Below are 23,307 nucleotides of genomic sequence, written 5' to 3' on the forward strand. Positions count from 1 at the left end.
GGCAACCGCGCCAGGCAGATGAACGTATCTGGCCGTAATCGAACTCAACGCACTCGTACCCGGTCGTGAAGCTGCCCTGCTTTGCAGGTGACTCTTAATTGGCTTGAAATTCGCACCCAGCGTTTAAAGAATGGATAAGGCAGGCGAGACGAGCGCTCCGCCCGCGGTAAATATTGGGACGCCGGCGTGGGAAAGCCCGTCGATCTGCCGCCATGGTAAATGGAGCGTTAGCTGCAACAGCCGCGCCAGGCTTGCCGGAAATCCCGCGCCGACGCTTCTCCCTTTCGAAATTTTCCTTTTAAAACAGAGATATAGATGGTTATCATAAAGTTAATGCAATCGATGAGATTTGAATGAAATCAATCTCGAAAACCAATCCTTTCGAATTTATCTAAAATTTGCAGAAAATTCGCGGCTTCGGCGCAAGCCGTCCTTTGCGCGGCTGTGCCACTATCCCGCCCATAAAAGAGGTCATGCCGATGGATGCATGATCCGGTCACGGACGAGAGGCATTGAGATGGGCTTTCTGATCAGGATGGCTTTCTGGTTTTCGCTGGTGCTCCTGGCGCTGCCGCTCAGCGTCGGCCCGGACGAGGATGGCCGCGAGGCGGTCGGGCCGATCCAGGCGCTGTTTGCGGCGCGCGAGGCGGTCGGCGACATTGCCGGCATCTGCGAGCGCAAGCCGGACGTCTGCGAGACCGGCAAATCTGCCGTGCACACCATCACCGTCCGCGCCCAGGAAACCGCCAAGATCGCCGCAGCCATGCTTGACGACCAGCAGTCCGAAAGGCCGGGAGCGAAGGTGGCGGAAACCTCCGCCGAGACCACCGGCAGCGTCGCCAAGGACATCGTCCTGCCCGCCAAGGTCAACATTCCGAAGATGCTGACGGCGAAGAACTGAGATTCCTTCCAGCCGTTCGCTCGGCTGCTTTAGTTTTAGCGCAATTCCTGGAATTGCTCTAACGCCGCGGGCCCGTCCGACCTCTCGACGCCCGCGGCGTCTTTCTTTTTCCGTGACGCCTTTTTCCGTGACGCGGGGGCGCCGGGTCACTATATGCGGGCAATGACGACCTCGATCGAAACGATCCGCGACGACTTCTCCCTGCTCGACGAGTGGGAGGACCGCTACCGTTATGTGATCGAGCTCGGCGAGGCGCTGCCGCCGTTTCCCGAGGCCGAGCGCACACCGACCAACAAGGTGCCGGGCTGCGTCAGCCAGGTGTGGCTGACCACCGAGCAGGGAGAAGGCGTCGATCCGGTGATCAGCTTCCAAGGGGATTCGGACGCCCACATCGTGCGCGGCCTGGTCGCCATCATGCTGGCGCTGTTCTCCGGCCGGCCGGCCAGCCAGATCCAGAGCACCGACGCGGAGGTCACGCTGAAAGAGCTCGGGCTCGACGAACATCTGTCGCCGCAGCGCGCCAACGGCCTTCGCTCGATGGTCAAGCGCATCAAGCGCGACGCTGAAGCGGCCTTGAAACAGACCGCCTGACTCAACCCAGACCCGGCGACGTACCGCGTCGCCGCGGGTTCACGCGTTCGCGGAAACCACCGCACGCTTTTCCTGGAATTGCCTCAAAAGCAAAACGGCGCCCTGCGGGGCGCCGTCGCTTTGCCGAAGGTGCAAGCCGCTACCGGCGACCCTTGGGCTTACGGCCGAGGCCCATTTTCTTGGCCAGCTGCGAACGGGCCGCAGCGTAGTTTGGAGCGACCATCGGATAGTTGGCGTCCAAGCCCCACTTCTCGCGATATTCTTCCGGGGTGAGGTTGTAGTGCGTCATCAGATGGCGCTTCAGCGATTTGAACTTCTTGCCGTCTTCGAGACAGACAATGTAGTCGTCATGCACGGAGCGCTTCGGGTTGACAGCCGGCTTCTGCTTCTCGGCCGACGGCTGCTCCGTCGCGCCGCCGACGCGGCCGAGCGCGGCATGGACGTCGGCGATCAGGTTCGGCAGTTCACCGACCGGTACCGGGTTGTTGCTGACATAGGCCGCTACGACATCGGCGGTCAGTTCGATTAGCGCGTCGCCATTCCTTGAAGGTGTTTCCACGATATCCATTGTGCTCAGGCCCCAACGAGAGTTTGTTTCTAGACTACGCCCTTTTCTGGATCGGGCATCGCGCGAATTTCATGCAGGCAAGCCCTGCGATTCGCGTCGCCTTGTCTTAATGACGCTGTGCTGTAAGTAAGTCAATTCACCTATTGAGTTATATTCGGCGATATTCATCAAATATTGCTGATTCAGCTTCAAAATTTCGTTCGCCGTGTAACTTAGCGAGATTTTTCTGGTCGGACCAGCGCAGCCTGACGTGGCGTCAAGAATGCTTTTACACCTCAGGTGGCGCTGAACAAGGTTCTCAATGCTTGACTAATGCTTGGGTAGCCTGGGAAGTGAGGACGAAGAACCCTGCGGACCACAGGCCGCGGACATTCGTCGCCCGGTCAACAACCAAGCAGCCTCGACGAACCTCTCAATAGGGTGTGATGTACTTGCCGTAGACCCAGCCGGTGACGAAATGGCCGTTCCGCGCCGGATCGTGCCAGAGCTCGCACCAGCGATAGCGGACCGCCTGCCGCTGCTTCCAGTGCGGATGGCCGGCGATATCGAGCAGGTCTATGCCTCCCGTGCAGCGACCGGTCATCTGCAGGACGGCGCCATTCGGATAGGCCGCCTGCTTTTGCGATGTGTTTGACGGATACTTGCGCGCGCTGAGCGTGTCGCCGAACGGCACGCCGGCCACTTGCCAGGCCGCGAACACGGTTGCATGAGACTGACCGGAAAAGGCCAGGACTGACGAGGCGACAGCAACAGCCACCGCGGCGCGAACATAGGATTTCATCTTTTCCCCCTTCGACCTACTTTCTGCAGACCACCTTGAACCCTGCCCCTTGAACCGCTGCTGAGCAGTGTGTTCATTCGCCATTCAAGTAAATTCCACAGCGAGACGTAATGACCAGAAGCTCCGCCTTCCCGACCGCCAACCCGCCGCGGCCCGAGAAACACCCCATCTTCGACGTGCATCACGGCTTCACCCGCACCGACGACTATGCCTGGATGCGCGCCGACAACTGGCAGGCGATGTTCAGGGATCCATCGCTCCTCGACGGCGCGATCCGCGCCCATCTCGAGGCCGAGAATGCCTACCAGGCAACGCTGATGGCCGATACGGCCGATCTGCGCGCCGAGCTGTTTGCAGAGATGAAGGGGCGCATCAAGGAAGACGACTCCACCGTACCGATGAAGGACGGTCCCTATGCCTATGGCTCGTCCTTCAAGCTCGGCGGCGAGCAGCCGCGCTACTTCCGCACGCCGCGCGATGGCAGCACCGAGCAGATCCTGCTCGACGGCGACGCGGAAGCCGAGGGCAAGCCCTATTTCCGTCTCGGCGGCGTCGACCATTCGGCCGACCATGGCAAGCTGCTCTGGGCCTTCGACGACAAGGGCTCGGAATTCTTCGCGCTGCGCGTGCGCGACATCGCCAGCGGCAGGGACCTGACCGGCCAGATCCCGGACACGGGTGGCGGCGGCGTCTGGAAAGCCGGAGACGACGGCTTCTTCTACACCCGCCTCGACGACAATCACCGCCCATCAAAAGTGTTCTTCCACGCACTTGGCGACAGTCCGCAGAACGACCGGCTGATATACGAAGAAACAGATCCGGGTTTCTTCATGGACGTCAGCGGCACGCGCTCCAACGACTGGATCATGATCGGCATCAACGACCATGAAACCTCCGAATACCGCCTGCTGCGCGCGGACGAACCTTTCGGCGAGCCGAAGCTGGTGGCGGCGCGCGTGACCGGCCTGCAATACGATCTGGAAGAAGGCGGCGACGTCTTCTTCATCCTCACCAATGCCGACGGCGCCAAGGACTTCAAGATAATGACCGCGCCGGTCGAGGACCCGGTGCGTGCCAATTGGACGGAACTGGTGCCGCACGAACCTGGCCGGCTTATCCTGTCGGTGCTTGGCTTCAAGCATCACATGGTCAGGCTGGAGCGCAAGGAGGGCCTGCCGCGCATCGTCGTGCGCGATCGGGCAACCGGCGAGGAGCATCTCATTTCCTTCGACGAGGAGGCCTTCTCGCTCGGCCTTTCCGGATCCTATGAATACGACACCGAGGTGATGCGCTTCACCTATTCGTCGATGACGACGCCGGCGCAGGTGTTCGACTACGACATGCGCAGCCGTGAGCGCGTCCTGCTGAAGACGCAGGAAGTGCCTTCCGGCCATGATCCGGAGCACTATGTGACGCGCCGGCTGATGGCGCCGGCCGTCGATGGCGAACTGGTGCCGATCTCGCTGATCCACCATCGCGACACCCCTCTCGACGGCTCCGCGCCCTGCCAGCTCTACGGCTACGGCTCCTATGGCATCACGGTTCCCGCCGCCTTCAACACCAACTGCCTGTCGCTGGTCGACCGCGGCTTCGTCTACGCCATCGCCCATGTGCGCGGCGGCAAGGACAAGGGCTACGGCTGGTACGAGGACGGCAAGCGGGCGAAGAAGATGAACACCTTCACCGATTTCATCGCCTGCGCCCGCCATCTGGTGGCGGAGCGTTACACGCAACACGACCGCATCGTCGCTCAAGGCGGCTCGGCCGGCGGCATGCTGATGGGGGCGGTCGCCAACATGGCGCCAGAGAGCTTCGGCGGCATCGTCGCCGAGGTGCCGTTCGTCGACGTGCTTACCACCATGCTCGATGAAACCCTGCCGCTGACCCCGCCGGAATGGCCGGAATGGGGCAATCCGATCGCGTCGGCCGAGGACTACGGCACGATCGCGGCCTATTCGCCCTACGACAATGTCGCGGCGCTCGACTATCCGCCGATCCTGGCGCTGGCCGGACTGACCGACCCGCGCGTCACCTATTGGGAGCCGGCCAAATGGGTGGCGCGGCTGCGCGACCGCAAGGCTGGCGACAATCCGGTGCTGTTCAAGATCAACATGGAGTCCGGCCATGCCGGCGCCTCGGGCCGGTTCTCGCGGCTGGAGGAGATCGCGTACATCTACGCCTATGCCTTGAAAGTGACCGGCAAGGCCTGATTTTTCCCTCGCAATCGTGAAGGCCAGGCGTTAGGCAATGCTCGGTTGGGTTCGGTTCTTTGGTGCGGTCTCTCAGGCCGCGTCACCTGTCATCCGTAGGGTTCGTCATGCTGCTCGTCGACGTCTATCTCGACAAATCGTCTATCCAGGGCATCGGCGTCTTCGCCAAACACCGCATTGCGCGGGGCACGCTGATCTGGAAGCTCGATCCGAGGTTCGACCGGCGCATTCACGTCGACACCTATGAGGGCGAATCCGGCGCGGTGAAATCCTATCTCGACCGCTATTCCTATCCAGACCGGCGCGATCCCAACTTCATCGTCTTCGAGGCGGACGACGCCCGCTATATGAATCACGCCGACGAGCCGAACTGCGACGTCTCCTCGCCCGAGGAAACCTACGCGCTGCGCGACATCGCGCCGGGCGAGGAACTGACCTGCGACTACAACCACTTTTTCGAAAACGGCTTCGATTTTCTGGGCGACCGCCACCCGTAGCCCGGGACTATTTGGATGGCTTGCGCGCCGGATAACCGTTGGGATGCGGCGGGATGGCCTTGAGGTAGGCGGCGATCGCGGCGCGGTCATCGGCTGTCAGCTGGGCCATGTTGCGCTGCACGTCGACCATGGCGCCGCCGACCGAATCGAAATCCGGTGTGAAGCCGGTTTCGAGATAGTTGGCGATGTCGGCTTCCGACCAATCCTTGGGGCCGCCCTGCGGGGTGATGTTGGGCACGACGCCGGAGCCTTCGGCGGCCACGGCGCCCGCCAGCCATGCGGCCTTCTTGACGCCGCCGGCAAAATCGCGCGGCGTGTGGCATTCGCCGCAATGGCCGGGCCCCTCGACCAGATAGCGGCCAGCCAGCACATTGGCCGGCGCGCCGTCAGGCAAGGCAATCACCGGTTCGGGGCTGAGATAGAGAAGTTTCCAGAGGCCAATGCCGCGGCGGATGTTGAAGGGGAAGGAGAGCTTGTGGCCGGGCGCCTCGCCGGCAACTGCCGGCAGCGTCTTCATGAAGGCATAGAGGTCGGCGACATCGGCCGGCTTCATGCGCGCGTAGGAGGCGTAGGGAAAGGCCGGATAGAAATGCTCGCCGGAGGGCGAAACGCCCTTCAGCATCGCATTGGCGAAGTCTTCCTCGCTCCAGGCGCCGATGCCGTCCTTGATATCCTGCGAGATGTTGGGCGGCACGAAGGTGCCGAACGGCGTCTTCAGTTGCAGCCCGCCGGCAAGCTCCAGGCGGGCATCGCCTTTTGATCCGGGTTTGGCGTGGCAGGAGGTGCAGCCGCCGGCATTGAAGATGCGCTTGCCCTTGGCGGCGTCACCGCGGCTGAGTTGCGCGACGGCCGCGGCATCGAGCCTGACCGGCGCGGACAGCGCCCAGCCGGCGACGGCGCCGGCGCCGCCCAAAACGACGACGACGCCGATGAGTTTCCTCAGCCAACCCATGGCCGACTGTCAGCCCTTCTTGATCCTGTAGGTCTGATGGCAGGTGCCGCAGTCGCCGCCGATGGTGTTGAGCTGCGCCTTCAGCGCATCGGCATCGGCCGGCGGCGAAGCAACCGCGGCCTTGACGTCGGTCAGCAGCTTGTCTTCCGCCGTATTGAAGCCGGCCTTGTCTTCCCAGATCTTCGGCGCAGCCGTCGTGTCGCCCTTGTCGCTGCCAGCCGGGAACAACGTCTCGGCATCGAATTTTTCGGCATTAGCCTGCAAGGCCTTCAACGTCGTCAGCACCGCGGCGGCATCGAAATCCTCCTCGCCCTTGACCACTTTCGACAGCTGGCCGGCGAGCTTGCCGCGCTCCTTCATCAGGGCCTGGCGATCCTTGATCGGGTCGGCATACGCGACCGAGCCGGCAAAGGCGAGCAAGGAGATGGCGATGACAAGCTTTCTCATTCGATTGGCTCCATGGTGAAGAGAGTTCGCGACCAGACGTTAACGGGCGTCGCAGTGGAAATATTCCCTTCGACCCCAAGTGATTTTCCCCTGTCGGGATGAAGTGTTGTGCCGCTGAAAAAAAAGCCCCGGAGTGCCGGGGCTTTTCGTCGAATGGTCAACCTTTCGCCTTTTCATAAAGCTCAAGGACATAATCCCAGTTGATCAGGCTATCGACGAAGGCTTCGAGATATTTCGGCCGCGCATTGCGGTAGTCGATGTAATAGGAATGCTCCCACACGTCGACGCCGAGGATCGGCGAGGCGCCGTGGACCAGCGGGTTCTCGCCGTTGGGGGTCTTCGAGATCGCGAGCTTGCCGTCCTTGACCGAGAGCCATGCCCAGCCGGAGCCGAACTGGGTGGTGCCGGCGGCGATGAAGTCCGCCTTGAACTTGTCGTAGCCGCCAAGATCGGCATCGACGGCCTTCTGCAGCGCGCCCGGCAGCTTGTTGCCGCCGCCACCCTTCTTCATCCATTTCCAGAAATGAATGTGGTTGTAGTGCTGGGCGGCATTGTTGAAGAGCCCGGCATTCTTGCCGAAGGACTGCTTCACGACCTCTTCGACCGACAGGTCGCCCATTCCAGCCTCGGCGGCCAGCTTGTTGCCGTTATCGACATAGGCCTTGTGGTGCTTGTCGTGGTGATACTCCAGCGTCTCCTTCGACATGTAAGGCTGCAGGGCCTCATAGTCGTAGGGCAAAGCGGGCAACTCGAAAGCCATGGGTGGTACTCCCTCAGGAAAAAGTCCGGTGCAACTACCGGACTAAGATAGGTCTGGAATGGATGGGGGCAACTCCGGAATGAAGCGCCGGCGGCCTTTTTATCCGCTCAGGCAGCGGAAGTCGAATGCGCCCAATCCCAATAGAGCTCGCGCGCCTTCTTGGCCACCGGCCCGGGCTGAAGGTCGCGGTCCTCGATGCGCGTGACCGGCACCACCTTGGAATGGTTGCCGGTCGAGAAGATCTCGTCAGCTTCGAGGAATTCCCGGATCGACAGCGCCTTCTCGGTGGTCCTGAAGCCGTAGTCGCCGAGCAGGCTGATCGTGCGCGAGCGGGTGATGCCGGAAAGGAAGGTGCCGTTCGCGGCCGGCGTCATCACATGGCCGTCCTTCACCAGGAAGATGTTGGACGTGCCGGTCTCGGCGACGTTGCCCAGCATGTCCAGCACCAGCGCGTTGTCGAAACCGCGCATCTTGGCCTCGAGGATGGCGCGGCCGTTGTTGGGATAGAGGCAGCCGGCCTTGGCGTTGGTCGGCATCGTCTCGATGGTCGGCCGCCGGAACGGCGAGACGCCGATGGAAAAGCCGGAAGGCGGAATCATCGGCGATTCGTACAGGCAAAGACAGAAGCGGGTCGAGGCCGGGTCGGCCGGCACGCCCATATAGCCGCCATGCTCGGCCCAATACATCGGCCTGATATAGACGGCGGTGTTGCCGTCGAATTTCTTCAGGCCATCCCAGGTCAGCCCGACGATCTGCTCCGTCGTCATGGAAGGCTTCAGGCCGAGCGCGATCGCCGAGGCGTTGACGCGCGCGGCATGGCGATCGAGATCGGGCGCCACGTTTTCGAACCAGCGGGCGCCGTCGAAGACGCTGGTGCCCAGCCACATGGCATGGCTGCGCGGCCCGAGAATGGCGACGTTGCCCTCGTACCAGTCGCCGTCCACATAGGTCCATGTCGCGGATTGCGCCGCCGCCGCCAGAGTCATCGCTTGCCGTCCATTTGGATGATTTCAGGCCGCCATAGGACGATACTTTGGCGGCCGGCGTCAACCGACTTCGGGAGAAATCGTTGAGGCCAGAGGCACTTGACCGCAATCAACGCTTGCACGGCAAGCCTTCGCGCCGCAAAACTTACGCCATGCATCATGCGGCCTATGTCTTCGACGCCTACGGCACTTTGTTCGACGTGCACGCCGCCGTGCGCAGGCATGCCGGCGAGATCGGGCCTGACGGCCAGCTTCTCTCAGAAATCTGGCGCGCCAAGCAGCTCGAATATTCCTGGGTGCGGACGCTGATGGGCGCCTATGCCGATTTCTGGCAGCTCACGGAGCAGGCGCTGGATTTCGCGCTGAAGAAGGTGCCCTCGGCCGATCCGGCGCTGAGAGCAAGGCTGCTCGAGGCCTATTGGCAGCTCGACTGCTATCCGGAAGTGCCGGCGGTGTTGAAAGCGCTGAAAGCATCCGGCGCGAAGCTTGCGATCCTGTCCAACGGGTCGCCGGAAATGTTGCGGGCTGCGGTGAAATCCGCCGCCCTCGACCAGATTCTGGACGACCTCTTCTCGGTCGACGAGATCAAGCGCTTCAAGACCGATCCCTCGGTCTACGACATGGTGGTCACCGGCTGGCGGCTCTATCCGGAGGCGGTGTCGTTCCAGTCCTCCAACCGCTGGGACGTGGCGGGCGCCGCCAAATTCGGCTTCCGCACCGTCTGGATCAATCGAACCAACCAGCCCGACGAATACCGGGACTTTCCGCCGGGGCTGATCCTGCCCTCGCTCGAAGGTCTTCTGGCGGGCGCGTAAAGCAATTCCGGGAAAAGTGTGAAACGATTTTCCGTCCAGAATTGCGTCAAAATAAAGAGACAGGACGGTTCGGCGTTTCCGTGAGACGCTGTACCGCTCCGACGCTGCTGTTGCTGCAGCGCAACGGATGTGCCGTGGTCACAGCTTCGCCTTTGTTTGTCCACCCTGAGGCCAGAATTGGAACCGCCTATCACCGCCGACTGTTATTGGGGCTGCCGGCGGCCAAGCCTGCGGATTCATGCTTTCTTGCGAATTAAGACCTAGAAAAGGCAACCATGTCAGACGCTTCCTTCCGCATCAGCCGTCGTGGCTTCCTCAATCTCACAGCCCTTGGCGCTGCTTCGGCCGCGGTTTCAGCCTGCTCCACCACCGGTCCAGGCCCCGAGCCGGTCCAGCCGCCACCGCCGACCTATGTCGAGCCGCCGCTCGGCGATTACGAGACGATGTACGGTCCGATTTCGGATAACGGCTTCGACCTGCCAGCCATCCCGGTGAACAAGATCGATCACAGATTCCTGCGCCAGATCGTTCCCGATCCGACTGGACAGCGGCCGGGCACCATCGTGGTCGATACCACCAACCACTTCCTCTATCTGGTGCGCGAAGGCGGCCAGGCGATCCGCTACGGCGTCGGCCTCGGCCGCGCCGGCTTCGAATGGTCGGGCGACGCCGTGGTGCAGTGGAAGCAGAAGTGGCCGAAGTGGACGCCGCCGGACGAGATGGTCGCCCGCCAGCCGGAACTGACGCAATTCAGCGCCAAGAACGGCGGCATGCCGGGCGGACTGAAGAACCCGCTCGGCGCCCGCGCGCTCTATCTGTTCCAGGGCAACCAGGACACGCTCTATCGCCTGCACGGCTCGCCGGAATGGTGGTCGATCGGAAAGTCGGTCTCCTCGGGCTGCGTGCGCCTGATCAACCAGGACATCATCGACCTTTATGATCGCGTGCCTAACAAGACGCCGGTCGTCGTGACCGCTGATATCGGCGAGCCGATGGCGGATATGCCCGAGCGCCGGGCCATCCCGATCGACAACGGTGTGCCGACCGGCTCGATCCTGCTCGGTCCGGTACGCCGGATCACCAACGAGATCTTCTGAGTTTTGAACGCTTCAGCGGTGCTCGGCGAGTATGGTCGCCAGCACCGCAACGCCGCGTCGCAGCGCCTCCGCGTCGAGCCCGGCATAGCCGAGGATGAAGCCGGCCGTTTCAGGTCGCGGCTCGCTTGGGTCATAGAGCGGTGACACCGGATAGAGACCGATTCCGGCGGCGTGTGCCGCCGCAATGATTGCCGGCTCGCGCCCGGCAGCGATGCCGTTCATCCAGGCAACAACATGCAGTCCGGTTTCGGCCCCCGCGACAGCGACCCTTGGCCCCAGATGATCCGCCAACGCCTGCAGCAGCACTTCCCTGCGCTCGGTGTTCTTTCTGCGAATGCTGCGGACATGACGCTCATAAGCGCCGCTCGTCAGCAGTTCGGCCAACACGTCCTGTTCCAGCATCGGAGCGTGCCGGTCGGTCAGGCGCTTCGCCTCGCTGAACGCGCGGCACAGGCCGGCCGGGGCGACGAGATAGCCGAGCCTTAGGGTGGGCGAGAGCGTCTTGGAGAAGGTGCCGACATAGATGACCGACTCCGCGTCGAGGGTTTGCAGCGGCGGGATGGGGGCGATGTCGTGGCGGTACTCGCCATCATAATCGTCTTCGACGATGTAGGCGCCCGTCGCCGTGGCCCAGGCCAGCAGGGAACGACGCCGTGCCGCCGAAAGCACGCCGCCGAGCGGGAACTGGTGCGACGGCGTCACGCATGCCAGGCGGGCCGGCGGCAGCGAGTCCGTCCTCAGCCCCTCCGCGTCGACCGCAACAGGCACAGCCACGCCGCCCGCCGCCGCGAAGGCATGGCGGGCCAGCGGATAGCCCGGGTTCTCCATCACGAACGGATCGCCGGGGTCGAGCAGCAGCCGCGCGCAGAGATCGAGCCCCTGCTGCGATCCGTTGACGATGACGATCTGGTCCGGTGCGCAGTTGATGCCGCGAGCGCGCCAGAGATAGCTTTGAAGCGCGTTGCGGAGCGCAAGGGATCCCTGGGCGTCGCCATAGCGCAGACGAGCGCCGCGCCGGAGAATGGCCTTGTTCGACGCCCGCCGCCAAGCCAGCACCGGGAAGTCCGCCCCCGACAGGTCGCCATAGCGGAAATCCGCAACCCTGGCCGGCTGCGCTCCGGCCGGCGAAGGCAAGGCAAGCAGCCGACGGGCGAATGCCGAGAGATTGCGAGGCTGGGCAGCCGTGTGGGACGCTCCCTCTGACGTCATCTCCAGTCCGGCAGCGACGATGGCGCGCGCGCCCTGCCGGATGATCAGATAGCCTTCGGCTGCGAGCTGGTTGTAGGCCGCCGTCACCGTGGTCCGCGAAGCGCCCCATTCAGCCGCGAGGGCCCGCGTCGACGGAAGGCTGTCGCCCGGCCGGTTGGCACCGCTGTGAATCCGCTGCTTGATCGCCGCAATGATCCGGCGCGCGATGCCGTCCTGCTCCAACTGGACCACTGAAACTCCTCAAAACTGGACGTTTTATGTAAACCAGAATTGCGGCATCTTCAGTTACGACGCAAGGAGTTCCACCCATGTACATACCGCCCGCATTCCGGGACGACGACACGGAGAGCCTGAGAGCAACGATCCGCGCGGCGCGGCTGGCGACGCTGGTCACCGCCACCGCGGAAGGGCCCCGGGCGACGCCGTTGCCGCTTTTCCTCGACGACAGCGAGGGCGAGCATGGCGTGATCTACGGCCATGTGGCGAAGGCAAATCCGCAGTGGCGCGCACCGGTACTAGGCGATGGCCTGGCGATCTTCATGGGACCAGATGCCTATGTGACGCCGGCGTGGTATCAGGCCAAGCAGGAGACCGGAAAGGTCGTGCCGACCTGGAACTATGTCGCCGTCCATGCCTATGGGCCGATCGAATTCTTCGAAGACGCCGACAGGCTGCTCGACGTGGTGACGCGTCTCACCAATCTCCACGAAGGCGGGCGCGCAGCACCCTGGTCCGTATCGGATGCGCCGCCGGATTTCATTCAATCGCAGCTCAAGGGGATTGTCGGCCTGCGCCTGCCGATCACGCGGCTGGAAGGCAAGCGCAAGATGAGCCAGAACCGCAACGCGGCCGACCGCGCCGGCGTCGTGTCTGGTCTCGCGGCGAGCGATCGGCCTTCGGACCGCGAGGTCGCCGCGCTCATCCCGTCGTGACACCCAAGGCCGTCCAACTTACACTCAAGTCCGTCATGCCCGATCTGACCCAGTTCGCTCTGTACTTCGCCGCCGCGTTCCTGCTCGCCATCACGCCCGGGCCGGGTATCTTCTACGTCGCCGCGCGCACGCTCGCCGGAGGACGCGCGGAAGGCATCGCCTCGAGTTTCGGGACGGGCCTCGGCGGCATGGTGCACGTGCTTGCCGGCAGCCTGGGCGTTTCGGCGATCGTGCTCGCAAGCGCGGAGCTGTTCACGGCGCTGAAGCTGATCGGCGCGGCCTACCTCGTCTGGCTCGGTTTCCGCACCTTCCAGGCCGCACGACGCGAGGCAACGACAATACTGGAGGGCGGCGCGCCCGCGCCCGCGGTCGGCGCGGGCAGAGCGTTTCGCGAAGGGGTGCTGGTCGAGGCGCTGAATCCGAAGACGGCCGCCTTCTTCCTGGCCTTCATTCCGCAGTTCGTGGACCTCAGCGCCGGCCATGTCGCCTTGCAGTTCATGGCGCTCGGCTTCGTGTCGGTGACGCTCAACACCCTTGCCGATGTCGTGGTCGCTTTCGGGGCGAGCCGCATCCGGGACGGCGCGGCAGGCCGGTTCGGCATGATACGTCGGCTGCGCGAGACGTCAGGCGGCGCGATGATCGCGCTCGGCATCGGCCTCGCCATAGCCAAGCGCCCTGCCTGATTGGCTACCAGGCCGGTTGCCCGACCGCCGAGAAGGCTTTCTACCGCCCCCTGGCCAGGCTTCCCAGTATCCCGCGCACGATGGCGCGGCCGACGGAGGAGCCGACCGAGCGCACCACCGATTTGATCGCGGCTTCGGCCACCGTCTGACGGTTGGAAGACCGCCGGCCCGACGTTCCCAAGACGTCGTCGAAGCCCGGAATGGTCCAACGCGAGCCGCCGCTGCCCGCCTGTTGCGCCTGCGCCTCGGCGTCCTGCGCCTCCTTGGTCTTCTTCTGCAGGATCTCGAAGGCCGATTCGCGATCGACCAGCTGGTCGTACTGGCCGGCGACCGGGCTCGCGGCAATGATCTTGCGGCGCTCGTCCGGCGTGATCGGCCCGAGCCGCGAGGACGGCGGCCGGATCAGCGTGCGCTGGACCATGGCCGGCACGCCCTTGTCCTCGAGCGTCGAGACCAGCGCCTCGCCGGTGGCGAGCTGGGTAATCGCGGTGGCGCAGTCGAAATCGGGGTTGGGCCGGAAGGTCTCGGCCGCTGTCCTGACCGCCTGCTGCTCGCGCGGCGTGTAGGCGCGTAGCGCGTGCTGGACACGGTTGCCGAGCTGGGCCAGCACCTTTTCCGGAATGTCGAGCGGGTTCTGGGTGACGAAATAGACGCCGACGCCCTTGGAACGGATCAGCCGCACCACCTGCTCGACGCGGTCGACCAGCACCTTCGGCGCGTCCTCGAACAACAGATGCGCCTCGTCGAAGAAGAAGACCAGCTTCGGCTGGTCGAGGTCACCGACCTCGGGCAGTTCCTCGAACAGCTCCGACATCAGCCAGAGCAGGAAGGTGGCATAGAGCCTGGGGTTCATCATCAGCTTGTCGGCGGCCAGAACGCTGACCGCGCCGCGGCCGTCACGGGTCGTGCGCATGAGATCGGCGATGCGCAGCGCCGGTTCGCCGAAGAAGTTCGCGGCACCCTGCTGTTCCAGCACCAGGAGCGTGCGCTGGATGGCGCCGACGGACGGTTTGGTCACATTGCCGTAGCGGGCGCTGAGCTCGTCGGCGCGCTCGGCGATGTTGGCAAGCAGCGCCTGCAGGTCCTTGAGGTCGAGCAGCAACAGGCCCTCCTCGTCGGCGATGCGGAAGGCGATGTTCATGACGCCCTCCTGCGCTTCGGTGAGGTTCATCAGCCGCGACATGAGCAGCGGCCCCATTTCCGAGATGGTGGCGCGGATCGGATGGCCCTGCTCGCCGAACAGGTCCCAGAAGATGACCGGGAATTCCTGGAACTGGTAAGGATCGAGCTTCACCTCTCCGGCACGCTTCACGAGAAAATCCTTGGCCTCGCCCATCATGGCGATGCCGGAAAGGTCGCCCTTGATGTCGGCGCAGAAGACCGGGACGCCGGCGTTGGAAAAGCCCTCGGCCAGGACCTGCAGGCTGACCGTCTTGCCGGTGCCGGTGGCGCCGGTGATCAGCCCGTGACGGTTGCCGTAGCGCAGCAGCAGTTCCTCCGCGCGCTGATAGGAATCGTCAGGCTTGCGGCTGGCGCCGATGAAGATGCTGGTGTCGTCCGCCATATGTCCGGTCTCCGCAATCTGTTCCGTCAAACGCCCGAGCCTCATGCGAGGTATAGTAACGCTGTCGCCGGGCGACAATGCCAATCATTGAAACCGAGCCGTCGGCGGAATTCGATCTTTTGAAGCTTGCGGATTTTGAGCATGTTTGGCAATCGGTTAGCGACTGCCGGAATTGCCGCGGCGGATGTCGCATTGTGATATCCGGCCGGGGACCTTAGACTGGTGGATGATGCGGCAAAGAGACGAGGAGTGCGATGGGCGCCGGCGCCTTGACCAGGGATGTCGACCTTCCGAACCCGGACGCCAAGCGCTGGCTGGCGCTGGCGGAAAAGGCGCTGGCCGGCGGCTCGTTCGAGGAAAAGCTCGTTTCGCACACCGATGACGGTATCCGCATCGAGCCGCTCAGCGAACGCTCGGCCGGCGCCGAGCCGCTGGTGCGCACCAACCCGAAGTCGCCCTGGATCGTCAGCCAGCGCGTCGACGATCCGGACATCGCCCGCGCCAGCGCCCAGGCGCTGCAGGACATCGCGCAGGGCGCAACCGGCCTGTCGCTGGTCTTCGAGGGCGCGCCGAACGCCTTCGGCTACGGCCTGCCGAGAACGGCGGAGGCGCTGGAAACGGTGCTCGACGGCGTGCCGCTCAACCGCGTCCAGGTGCGCATCGACGCGCATCCGTGGAGCCGCGCCGTGGCCGACTGGCTGCTCGCCTTCCTGACCCGGCGCCGCTCCGATCCGACGAAGCTCAACCTCTCCTTCGGCATCGACCCGGCGGCGATCTTCGCCGGCACCGGACGGCTGCGCACCTCGATCGAGGCGCTGCAGGAATCGATGCCGCAATCGCTGGCGCATTTCTTCTCGATGGGCGTGCCGGGCGCGCTGCTCGAGGCCGACGGCCGCGTGTTCCACAATGCCGGTGCCACCGAGGCGCAGGAACTCGGCACGATGATGGCGTCGGCTGTCTCCTATCTCAGGATGTTCGAGAAGGCACGCCAGCCGCTGGTCTATGCCGCGCCCTATATCGGCTTCGCCCTCAGCGTCGACCAGGACCAGTTCCTGTCGATGGCCAAGGTGCGGGCGTTGCGCAAGCTCTGGGCGCGGATCCAGGAGGCCTGCTCGATCCCAGCCTCGACGGCAAACGTCCACGCCGAAACCTCCTATCGCATGATGGCGACGGCAGACCCGGAAACCAATATCCTGCGTACCGCGGTTGCCGCTTTCGCCGCGGCGACCGGCGGCGCCGATTCCGTCTCGATCCTGCCGCACACCATCGCGCATGGTCTGCCCGCCGCTTTTGCCCGCCGCGTCGCCCGCAATGCGCAGCTGATCATGGCGCATGAGAGCCATCTCCATCATGTCGCCGATCCGGCCAGCGGCTCCGGCGCGGTCGAGGCGCTGACCGACGAGCTTTGCGCGGCGGCCTGGCAGGAATTCCAGCGCATCGAGGCAGAGGGTGGCGTGCTCAACAGCCTGCAGCAGGGCTATATCCAGAACCGCGTGCAGACGGCCGCCGCGAAGCGCAATGCCGCCTATCGGGCCGGCGAACGCGGCATCATCGGGACGACGCTTTTCCGGGCCGGCAGCGAGCGTCCAGTCGAGACATTGACGGCCGAACGCCGGCCGGCACTGACAGAGGGCGTCGCTGTATGCGAGCCGCTGTTCCCGGTGCGCATCGATCAGTCGATCGGAGCCGGATCATGATCCCGGATTTCAGCCAGATCGGCTGGTCGGCGCCGCGCAGGGCACCGGTCGAGCTCAAGGGCCAGCGGATGACGCCGGAAGGCATCGCCGTAAAACACCTCTACGGCCAAGGCGACCTCAAGGGGCTGGCCAATCTCGACACCTATCCCGGCCTGCCGCCCTTCGTGCGCGGCCCCTACCCGACCATGTATGTCCAGCAGCCCTGGACGATCCGGCAATATGCCGGCTTCTCGACGGCCGAGGAATCCAACGCCTTCTACCGACGCAATCTCGCGGCCGGCCAGAAGGGGCTTTCGGTTGCCTTCGATCTTGCCACGCATCGCGGCTATGACAGCGACCATCCGCGCGTCGCCGGCGACGTCGGCATGGCGGGTGTGGCGATCGATTCCATTCTCGACATGCGCCAGCTGTTCGACGGCATCCCGCTCAACGAGATGACGGTGTCGATGACGATGAACGGCGCCGTGCTGCCGATCATGGCTTTATTCATCGTCGCGGCGGAGGAACAGGGCGTCGCGCAGAAGGATCTCGCCGGGACCATTCAGAACGACATTCTGAAGGAGTTCATGGTCCGCAACACTTACATTTATCCGCCAAAGCCATCGATGCGGATCGTGTCGGACATCTTCGCCTACACCTCGAAGCATATGCCGAAATTCAACTCGATCTCGATCTCCGGCTACCACATGCAGGAAGCGGGCGCGACGGCCGATCTCGAGCTCGCCTACACGATCGCCGACGGCATCGAATATGCGCGCGCCGGCGTCGCCGCGGGCCTCGACATCGACCGCTTCGCGCCGCGCCTCTCCTTCTTCTGGGCGATCGGCATGAACTTCTTCATGGAGGTCGCCAAGCTCCGCGCCGCGCGTCTGCTCTGGTCGAGCCTGATGAAGAAGAATTTTGCGCCGAAAGACGAGCGCTCGCTGTCGTTGCGCACCCATTGCCAGACCTCAGGCTGGTCGCTGACGGCGCAGGACCCCTACAACAACATCACCCGGACCATGATCGAGGCGATGGCGGCGACGCAGGGACACACACAGTCGCTGCATACCAATTCCTTCGACGAGGCGATGGCGCTGCCGACCGATCATTCGGCGCGGATCGCGCGCAACACGCAGCTCATTCTGCAAAAGGAATCCGGCACCACGCGCATGATCGACCCGTGGGGCGGCTCGGCCTATGTCGAGCGGCTGACGCATGATCTGGCGGCCCGCGCGCTCGCCCATATCGAGGAGGTCGAAAGCCTCGGCGGCATGGCGGCGGCGATCGAGAAAGGCATTCCGAAGCTGCGCATCGAGGAAGCGGCGGCGCGCACGCAGGCGCGCATCGATTCCGGCGAGCAGGTGCTGGTCGGCGTCAACGCGCATCGCCCGGAAGCCGATATCGAGGTCGATGTGCTCAAGATCGACAATGCCGAGGTGAAGGCCCGGCAGTTGGCGAAGCTGCAGCGGCTGAAAGGCACGCGCGACGTCGCGGCACTGGAGGACGCGCTTGCCGCGCTGACCCGCGCGGCCGAGAGCGGCGAGAACCTGCTGGAATTCGCGATCCGCGCCGCGCGCGCCAATGCCACCGTCGGCGAGATCTCGCTGGCGCTTGAGAAGGTGTTCGGCCGCCATGCGGCCACCGTGCAGACGATCACTGGCGTCTATCGCGACGCGCTTGGCGACAATCCGGCGGTCGACCGGCTCAAGGAAAAGATCGAAGCCTTCGAGAAGAAATCCGGCGCCAAGCCGCGCATCCTGGTCGCCAAGATGGGACAGGATGGCCACGACCGCGGCCAGAAGGTGATCGCCAGCGCATTTGCCGATCTCGGCTTCGACGTCACCGTCGGGCCGATGTTCCAGACACCGGACGAGATCGCGAAGCTGGCGGTGCAGCACGACGTCGACATCATCGGCGCTTCCTCGCTTGCCGCTGGACATCTGACGCTGATCCCTGAGCTCAAGGATGCGCTGAAGAAGCTTGGCCATGGCGACATGCTGATCGTCGCCGGCGGCGTCATCCCGCCGCAGGACTATGACGCGGTGCTGAAGGCTGGAGCGGCTGAAATCTTCCCGCCAGGCACCGTCATCCCGCAGGCAGCGGATCGGCTGATGGATCGGTTGCTGGCGGCAGGCTGATGCAGTCGGCAGAATTCTGCATCGCAGCGGCGCTCTGAAGATACGCCATGGATCCTTGGGTCTACGCGATACGCTTCGCTTCCCGCTCCGCCCAAGGATGCGCGTTTCGGCCAATCGCCAAGGCATCCGACCGGCCAACACAAGCATAGTCGACCGGTCAAAATTTCTGTGCTCGAAGACTAGTTCTCGGCCTTGTCAGAGAGCTTGGCGATTTCCCATTCCTTGCCGTTGACCTTGACGACCTCGCCTACCTTCTTGCCGAACAGCGCGACCGCCATTGGCGAGACATGGGAAATGCTGCCTTTTGAAGGATTGGCCTCGTCCTCGCCGACAATGCGCCAATGCACTTTCTTGCCGTCATCGTTTTCCAACGTGACGCCCATGCCGAAGCGCACCACGTCGCTGCCCAGCTCGGGCACGGAAAGCTCGGCGCTCTCGCGCCGCGCGGTCCAGTAGCGCAGGTCGCGCGACACCACCGCAAGGCGCTCGCGGTCGCCGCGCCTTTCGGCTTTGGCCATCAAATCGCGCAGCTCGGCGAGAGTCTCCTCGATCATCGCCAGGCCCCGCTCCGTCACCAGATTGCGGTGCGGGCTGATCGGCCGTTCGCCGACGCCGGCGATTGCATTTTCGCTGTCTTCTTCGCGTGTGAAAGCTCTGCTCATGACATGAGCTTAGGCTTGGTCAGGCAACTGCACAAGCGATTTGCCGGTGAGCCGGCCCCTGGCACGAATCCTGCGACAGACAGGGCGAAACACCAGGACCTGTGCCGATGTTGGACAGACGAACGCTGCTTGCCCAGACCGCCGGCATCGCCGTTGCCGGGCTCTTTGCCGGCAAGGCGTCGGCGAAGATGCTGCCCGGCATCGAAAAGGCCGCGATGCGCGGCTCGATCAACGCCATCGAGATCGGCGTGCAGCCGGGCGCGCTGGACGACCAGAGCAAGACCTTCGCCAAGATGCTCGCTGAAGCCAGCGACCGCGACGCGCCGGTGTTCCTGCCTCCCGGCACCTATCTCGTCTCCAACCTGAAGCTGCCGGCGCGCGTGCGTCTGTCGGGCGTGCCGGGCGCGACCCGCATCGTCTATGGCGGCAACGGCCACCTGATGATGGCCGAGCAGGCCGAGCATATCGAGCTCAGCGGGCTGGTGCTCGACGGCAGCAATCGCTGGCTGGCCGACTATACGCAGGGGTTGCTCGATCTGCGCCGCGTCACGCATCTCACCATCGACAATTGCCAGGTTACAGGCAGCGGCAAGAACGGGCTGGCGCTGGAACATGTCGCCGGCCGCGTCGGGCACTGCGACATTTCGGGTGCTGCGGACGCCGGTATCTATTCGGTCGAGGCGGGCGGGCTAGAGATTTCGGGCAATACCGTGTCCGACTGCGCCAATGGCGGCATTCTGGTGCATCGCTGGCAACAGGCGGAGGACGGCACCATCGTCAGCGGCAACCGCGTGCAGCGCATCGGCGCGAGGAGCGGCGGCACCGGCCAGAACGGCAACGGCATCAACGCCTTCCGCGCCGGCAATGTCATCATCTCAGGCAACGTCGTCTCCGACTGCGCCTTCTCGGCGATCCGCGCCAACAGCTCCAACAATTTGCAGATCACCGGCAACACCTGCTCGCGCTCGGGCGAAACCGGGATCTATTCGGAGTTCTCCTTCGAAGGCGCGATCCTCAGTAACAACCTCGTCGACGGCGCCGCCAACGGCATCTCGATCGTCAACTTCAACGAAGGCGGCCGCATGGCCGTGTGCTCGAACAACATCGTGCGCAACCTGTCGACGGTCGGCCCCTACACCGCCGACCCGCCAGGCTTCGGCGTCGGCATCAGCGCCGAGGCCGACACCTCGGTCTCCGGCAATGTGGTCGAGAACGCCCCGCTCTACGGCATGCAGCTCGGCTGGGGGCCCTATCTGCGCAACGTGGTGGCGACGGGAAACATCATCCGCAAGGCGGGCACAGGCATCGTCGTCAGCGTCGTCGAAGGCTCCGGCACCGCCGTCATCTCCGACAATGTCATCGACGGCGCCGCCAACGGCGCCATCATCGGCCAGCGCTGGGCCGACCCGGTGACCGGCGATCTCGCCCGGTCAAGCGAAACGGGTTACGCGCATCTGAGCGTCGAGCGCAACAAGGTGCGCTAGCTCAGCGCGGCCGTCGGCCGCAGCGAGCCGACCTTGGCGCCGATGCGGCTTTCGACCGGCGGATGGGCGAGCTTGGAGAGCTTCGCGGCGGGTGCTTCGTCGCCGCGCAGCAGTTTTGCCAAGACCGCGGCGATCATCACCTCGGCTCCTCTGCCGGCGCCGTCATCGCATTTCAAGGCAATGCCGAGGCCGAGTTCGGGCAACGCCGCGCAATAGACGCCTTCTGCGCCGGTCTTGACGAAGATGCGGCCAGGGGCGGCCTGCATCAGCGCGAGATCCGCCTTGCCGGTGCCGGCGACCAGAAACGGCTCGGCCATGCAGGCCGAGAGCAGCCGCTTCGCCGCCTTGGCGCGTTCGGGCGCGAAGCCCCTGCCCGTCGCCATACGCGCAAAGCCCAGCGCAAAACTCTTCAACGGCACGGCATAGGTGGGGATCGAGCAGCCGTCGGTGGCGCAATGGTCGGCGTCATGGGCGGCGCCCGTCACCGACTGCATGGCGTCGCGCACCATCTCCTGCAAAGCGTGGCCGGCCTTGACGTAGCCGCCATGGGCGATGCCGGAATGCACGCAGGTGCAGAGGAAACCGGCATGCTTGCCGGAGCAATTGTTGTGGAGCGGGTTCGGCATGGCGCCTGCGTGGGCAAGCGCGATCGTCGCATCGTGGCTCGACGGCCAGTGCGCGCCGCATTCGAGCGCGGTCCTGTCGAGGTTTGCCCTGGCGAGCATCGCGGCGGCCAGCTTGGTATGTTCGGGCTCGCCGGAATGCGATGCGCAGGCCAGCGCCAGTTCGCGGTCGCCGAAGCCATAGGCGTCGGCAGCGCCCGATTCGACCAGCGGCAGTGCCTGGATCGCCTTCACCGCCGAGCGCGGGAACACCGGGCGTTCGGTGTCGCCGATCTCCCAGACGGGCTTGCCGTCGGCATCGAAAACGGAGACCGCGCCGCGATGGGCGCTTTCGACCACCGCGCCGCGCAGAACCTCGACCAGAACCGGATTTGCCATGTTTTCTCCCGCCCGCGCGCGCCCAACGGGGCGCGGCGCCTTTGATGCGGGCCGCTTCTAGCGAATCCTGTCGAGGATGGAAACGTAATTGGCGACGGCAGCACCACCCATGTTGAAGATGCCGCCGAGTTTTGCGCCCGGCACCTGGATGCCGCCGGCCTCGCCGGTAAGCTGCATGGCGGTCAGCACATGCATCGACACGCCGGTGGCGCCGATCGGGTGGCCCTTCGCCTTCAAGCCGCCGGATGGATTGACCGGCAGGCGGCCGTCCCTGGCCGTCGTGCCGTCCAGTGCCAACTTCGCGCCTTCGCCTGGCTTGGCCAGCCCCATCGCCTCGTATTCGATGAGCTCGGCGATGGTGAAGCAGTCATGCGTCTCGACGAAGGAAAGGTCGTTGAGCGTGACGCCGGCCTTCTTCAGCGCCTGCTCCCAGGCCCGCTCGCAGCCTTCGAAGGAAAGGATGTCGCGCTTCGACATCGGCAGGAAATCCTGGACATGCTCGTTGGCGCGGAAGGTGACGGCGCGACGCATCTTCAGTGCCGTCGCGGTGTCGGTCAGCACGAGCGCCGCCGCGCCGTCCGAAACCAGCGAGCAGTCGGTGCGCTTCAGCGGACCGGCGACAAAGGGGTTCTTCTCACTCTCCTGGCGGCAGAACTCGTAGCCGAAATCCTTGCGCATCTGCGCATAGGGATTGTCGACGCCGTTCTTGTGGTTCTTGGCGGCGATCATGGCAAGCGCGTCCGACTGGTCGCCATAGCGCTGGAAATAGGCCTGCGCGATCTTGCCGAAGACACCGGCAAAGCCCGCCGGCGTGTCGCCGTCCTCCGGCAGATAGGAGGCCTTGAGCAGGTTCTTGCCGATTTCCGGGCCGGGCGTCGTCGTCATCTGCTCGGCGCCGACCACCAGCACGATGCGGGCAGCGTTGGCGTCGATGGCGCGGATGCCTTGCCGCACCGCGGCCGAGCCGGTGGCGCAGGCATTTTCGACACGCGTCGCCGGCTTGAAGCGCAGCCGGTCGTCGGCCTGCAGCACCAGGCTCGCGGTGAAATCCTGCGGCGAGAAGCCGGCGTTGAAATGGCCGAGCACGATCTCGTCGACATCGTCCGGACCGATGCCGGCATGGTCGAGCGCGTCCACGGCGACCTTGGTGATCAGGCCCTCCAGCGTCTCGCCTTCGAGCTTGCCGAAGCGCGAATGCGCCCAGCCGACGATGCATGCGGTCATAACAGCCTCCATTTGCCGCGCGGCCCCGCGTGTATTGATCTTCAGGTGATGCCGGCCTGACCTGAACCTCAACACGCTAGCACGATCCTGCCGCGGCATGAGATTCAATATTGTTCAACGATGAAC

Annotated in this window: 22 protein-coding genes; 11 read left to right on the forward strand and 11 right to left on the reverse strand. The window is 64.3% G+C overall.

The features are described 5' to 3' along the window. The first annotated feature begins 517 nt into the window (after positions 1 to 517). A complete protein-coding gene (locus tag EJ067_RS05995) occupies positions 518 to 901 on the forward strand; it encodes a DUF5330 domain-containing protein (protein ID WP_126085122.1) in 384 nt (127 codons plus the stop codon). A gap of 162 nt (positions 902 to 1,063) precedes the next feature. Then, positions 1,064 to 1,492 (forward strand): SufE family protein, encoded by a 429-nt coding sequence (locus tag EJ067_RS06000; RefSeq protein ID WP_126089509.1) that lies wholly within the window; start codon positions 1,064 to 1,066, stop codon positions 1,490 to 1,492. A 139-nt stretch (positions 1,493 to 1,631) separates the two neighbouring features. Here EJ067_RS06000 and EJ067_RS06005 read toward each other — a convergent pair whose 3' ends face one another. Together EJ067_RS06005 and EJ067_RS06010 are read right to left on the reverse strand one after the other, a co-directional pair. After that, complete coding sequence (locus tag EJ067_RS06005) at positions 1,632 to 2,060, reverse strand: MucR family transcriptional regulator (RefSeq protein WP_126085123.1); 429 nt, start codon at positions 2,058 to 2,060, stop codon at positions 1,632 to 1,634. Positions 2,061 to 2,472: 412 nt separating this feature from the next. Further along, on the reverse strand, positions 2,473 to 2,841 hold the full coding sequence (locus EJ067_RS06010; protein ID WP_126085124.1) for an SH3 domain-containing protein: 369 nt from the start codon (positions 2,839 to 2,841) through the stop codon (positions 2,473 to 2,475). Positions 2,842 to 2,951: 110 nt separating this feature from the next. Between EJ067_RS06010 and EJ067_RS06015 the strand changes: the two genes are divergently transcribed. Together EJ067_RS06015 and EJ067_RS06020 are read left to right on the forward strand one after the other, a co-directional pair. After that, a complete protein-coding gene (locus EJ067_RS06015; protein WP_126085125.1) occupies positions 2,952 to 5,051 on the forward strand; it encodes a S9 family peptidase in 2,100 nt (699 codons plus the stop codon). Positions 5,052 to 5,158: 107 nt separating this feature from the next. Next, a complete protein-coding gene (locus EJ067_RS06020) occupies positions 5,159 to 5,548 on the forward strand; it encodes an SET domain-containing protein-lysine N-methyltransferase (RefSeq protein ID WP_126085126.1) in 390 nt (129 codons plus the stop codon). A 7-nt stretch (positions 5,549 to 5,555) separates the two neighbouring features. Here EJ067_RS06020 and EJ067_RS06025 read toward each other — a convergent pair whose 3' ends face one another. From EJ067_RS06025 to EJ067_RS06040, 4 genes are all read right to left on the reverse strand, one after another. Then, positions 5,556 to 6,500, reverse strand: a complete 945-nt coding sequence (locus EJ067_RS06025) for a cytochrome c (protein ID WP_126085127.1) — start codon at positions 6,498 to 6,500, stop codon at positions 5,556 to 5,558. 9 nt (positions 6,501 to 6,509) lie between these two features. Beyond that, complete coding sequence (locus EJ067_RS06030; RefSeq protein WP_126085128.1) at positions 6,510 to 6,947, reverse strand: cytochrome c; 438 nt, start codon at positions 6,945 to 6,947, stop codon at positions 6,510 to 6,512. A 157-nt stretch (positions 6,948 to 7,104) separates the two neighbouring features. Further along, positions 7,105 to 7,707, reverse strand: a complete 603-nt coding sequence (locus EJ067_RS06035; RefSeq protein ID WP_126085129.1) for a superoxide dismutase — start codon at positions 7,705 to 7,707, stop codon at positions 7,105 to 7,107. A gap of 107 nt (positions 7,708 to 7,814) precedes the next feature. Next, positions 7,815 to 8,693 (reverse strand): branched-chain amino acid aminotransferase, encoded by an 879-nt coding sequence (locus EJ067_RS06040; protein WP_126085130.1) that lies wholly within the window; start codon positions 8,691 to 8,693, stop codon positions 7,815 to 7,817. Between the two features lie 152 nt (positions 8,694 to 8,845). On the opposite strand from EJ067_RS06040, the gene EJ067_RS06045 reads away from it, so the two are divergent. Both EJ067_RS06045 and EJ067_RS06050 read left to right on the forward strand, forming a co-directional pair. Continuing rightward, entirely contained in the window at positions 8,846 to 9,508 is a 663-nt protein-coding gene (locus EJ067_RS06045) for a haloacid dehalogenase type II (protein ID WP_126089510.1), read from the forward strand. Positions 9,509 to 9,783: 275 nt separating this feature from the next. Then, entirely contained in the window at positions 9,784 to 10,605 is an 822-nt protein-coding gene (locus EJ067_RS06050) for a L,D-transpeptidase (protein WP_126085131.1), read from the forward strand. A gap of 12 nt (positions 10,606 to 10,617) precedes the next feature. Here EJ067_RS06050 and EJ067_RS06055 read toward each other — a convergent pair whose 3' ends face one another. Then, the gene (locus EJ067_RS06055; protein WP_126085132.1) at positions 10,618 to 12,045 is read right to left on the reverse strand and encodes a PLP-dependent aminotransferase family protein; all 1,428 of its coding nucleotides are present in this window, start codon (positions 12,043 to 12,045) and stop codon (positions 10,618 to 10,620) included. Positions 12,046 to 12,122: 77 nt separating this feature from the next. On the opposite strand from EJ067_RS06055, the gene EJ067_RS06060 reads away from it, so the two are divergent. Both EJ067_RS06060 and EJ067_RS06065 read left to right on the forward strand, forming a co-directional pair. Next, the gene (locus tag EJ067_RS06060) at positions 12,123 to 12,746 is read left to right on the forward strand and encodes an FMN-binding negative transcriptional regulator (protein WP_126085133.1); all 624 of its coding nucleotides are present in this window, start codon (positions 12,123 to 12,125) and stop codon (positions 12,744 to 12,746) included. 35 nt (positions 12,747 to 12,781) lie between these two features. Beyond that, positions 12,782 to 13,429 carry a LysE family translocator gene (locus EJ067_RS06065; RefSeq protein ID WP_126085134.1) on the forward strand — a complete coding sequence of 216 codons (648 nt, stop codon included), beginning with the start codon at positions 12,782 to 12,784 and terminating at the stop codon, positions 13,427 to 13,429. Between the two features lie 40 nt (positions 13,430 to 13,469). On the opposite strand, the gene EJ067_RS06070 is transcribed toward EJ067_RS06065, so the two are convergent. Further along, positions 13,470 to 14,993, reverse strand: a complete 1,524-nt coding sequence (locus tag EJ067_RS06070; protein ID WP_126085135.1) for a helicase HerA-like C-terminal domain-containing protein — start codon at positions 14,991 to 14,993, stop codon at positions 13,470 to 13,472. Positions 14,994 to 15,247: 254 nt separating this feature from the next. Between EJ067_RS06070 and EJ067_RS06075 the strand changes: the two genes are divergently transcribed. Together EJ067_RS06075 and scpA are read left to right on the forward strand one after the other, a co-directional pair. Beyond that, positions 15,248 to 16,690, forward strand: coding sequence for a methylmalonyl-CoA mutase family protein (locus tag EJ067_RS06075; protein WP_126085136.1), 1,443 nt, complete (start codon positions 15,248 to 15,250; stop codon positions 16,688 to 16,690). Beyond that, on the forward strand, positions 16,687 to 18,810 hold the full coding sequence (gene scpA / locus EJ067_RS06080; protein WP_126085137.1) for a methylmalonyl-CoA mutase: 2,124 nt from the start codon (positions 16,687 to 16,689) through the stop codon (positions 18,808 to 18,810). Before EJ067_RS06075 ends, scpA begins: the two co-directional genes overlap by 4 nt. Positions 18,811 to 18,989: 179 nt before the next feature. On the opposite strand, the gene greA is transcribed toward scpA, so the two are convergent. Beyond that, positions 18,990 to 19,472: a transcription elongation factor GreA gene (greA, locus tag EJ067_RS06085; RefSeq protein WP_126085138.1), complete on the reverse strand. Its 483-nt coding sequence runs from the start codon at positions 19,470 to 19,472 to the stop codon at positions 18,990 to 18,992. Positions 19,473 to 19,579: 107 nt separating this feature from the next. On the opposite strand from greA, the gene EJ067_RS06090 reads away from it, so the two are divergent. Then, the gene (locus tag EJ067_RS06090; RefSeq protein ID WP_126085139.1) at positions 19,580 to 20,956 is read left to right on the forward strand and encodes a TIGR03808 family TAT-translocated repetitive protein; all 1,377 of its coding nucleotides are present in this window, start codon (positions 19,580 to 19,582) and stop codon (positions 20,954 to 20,956) included. Here EJ067_RS06090 and EJ067_RS06095 read toward each other — a convergent pair. Then, positions 20,953 to 21,957: an asparaginase gene (locus EJ067_RS06095; protein WP_126085140.1), complete on the reverse strand. Its 1,005-nt coding sequence runs from the start codon at positions 21,955 to 21,957 to the stop codon at positions 20,953 to 20,955. The genes EJ067_RS06090 and EJ067_RS06095 overlap by 4 nt on opposite strands. Positions 21,958 to 22,014: 57 nt before the next feature. After that, on the reverse strand, positions 22,015 to 23,181 hold the full coding sequence (locus EJ067_RS06100; protein ID WP_126085141.1) for an acetyl-CoA acetyltransferase: 1,167 nt from the start codon (positions 23,179 to 23,181) through the stop codon (positions 22,015 to 22,017). Between the last annotated feature and the right edge of the window lie 126 nt (positions 23,182 to 23,307).

Origin of the sequence: Mesorhizobium sp. M1D.F.Ca.ET.043.01.1.1, assembly GCF_003952385.1 — a bacterium.
Taxonomy (GTDB): domain Bacteria; phylum Pseudomonadota; class Alphaproteobacteria; order Rhizobiales; family Rhizobiaceae; genus Mesorhizobium.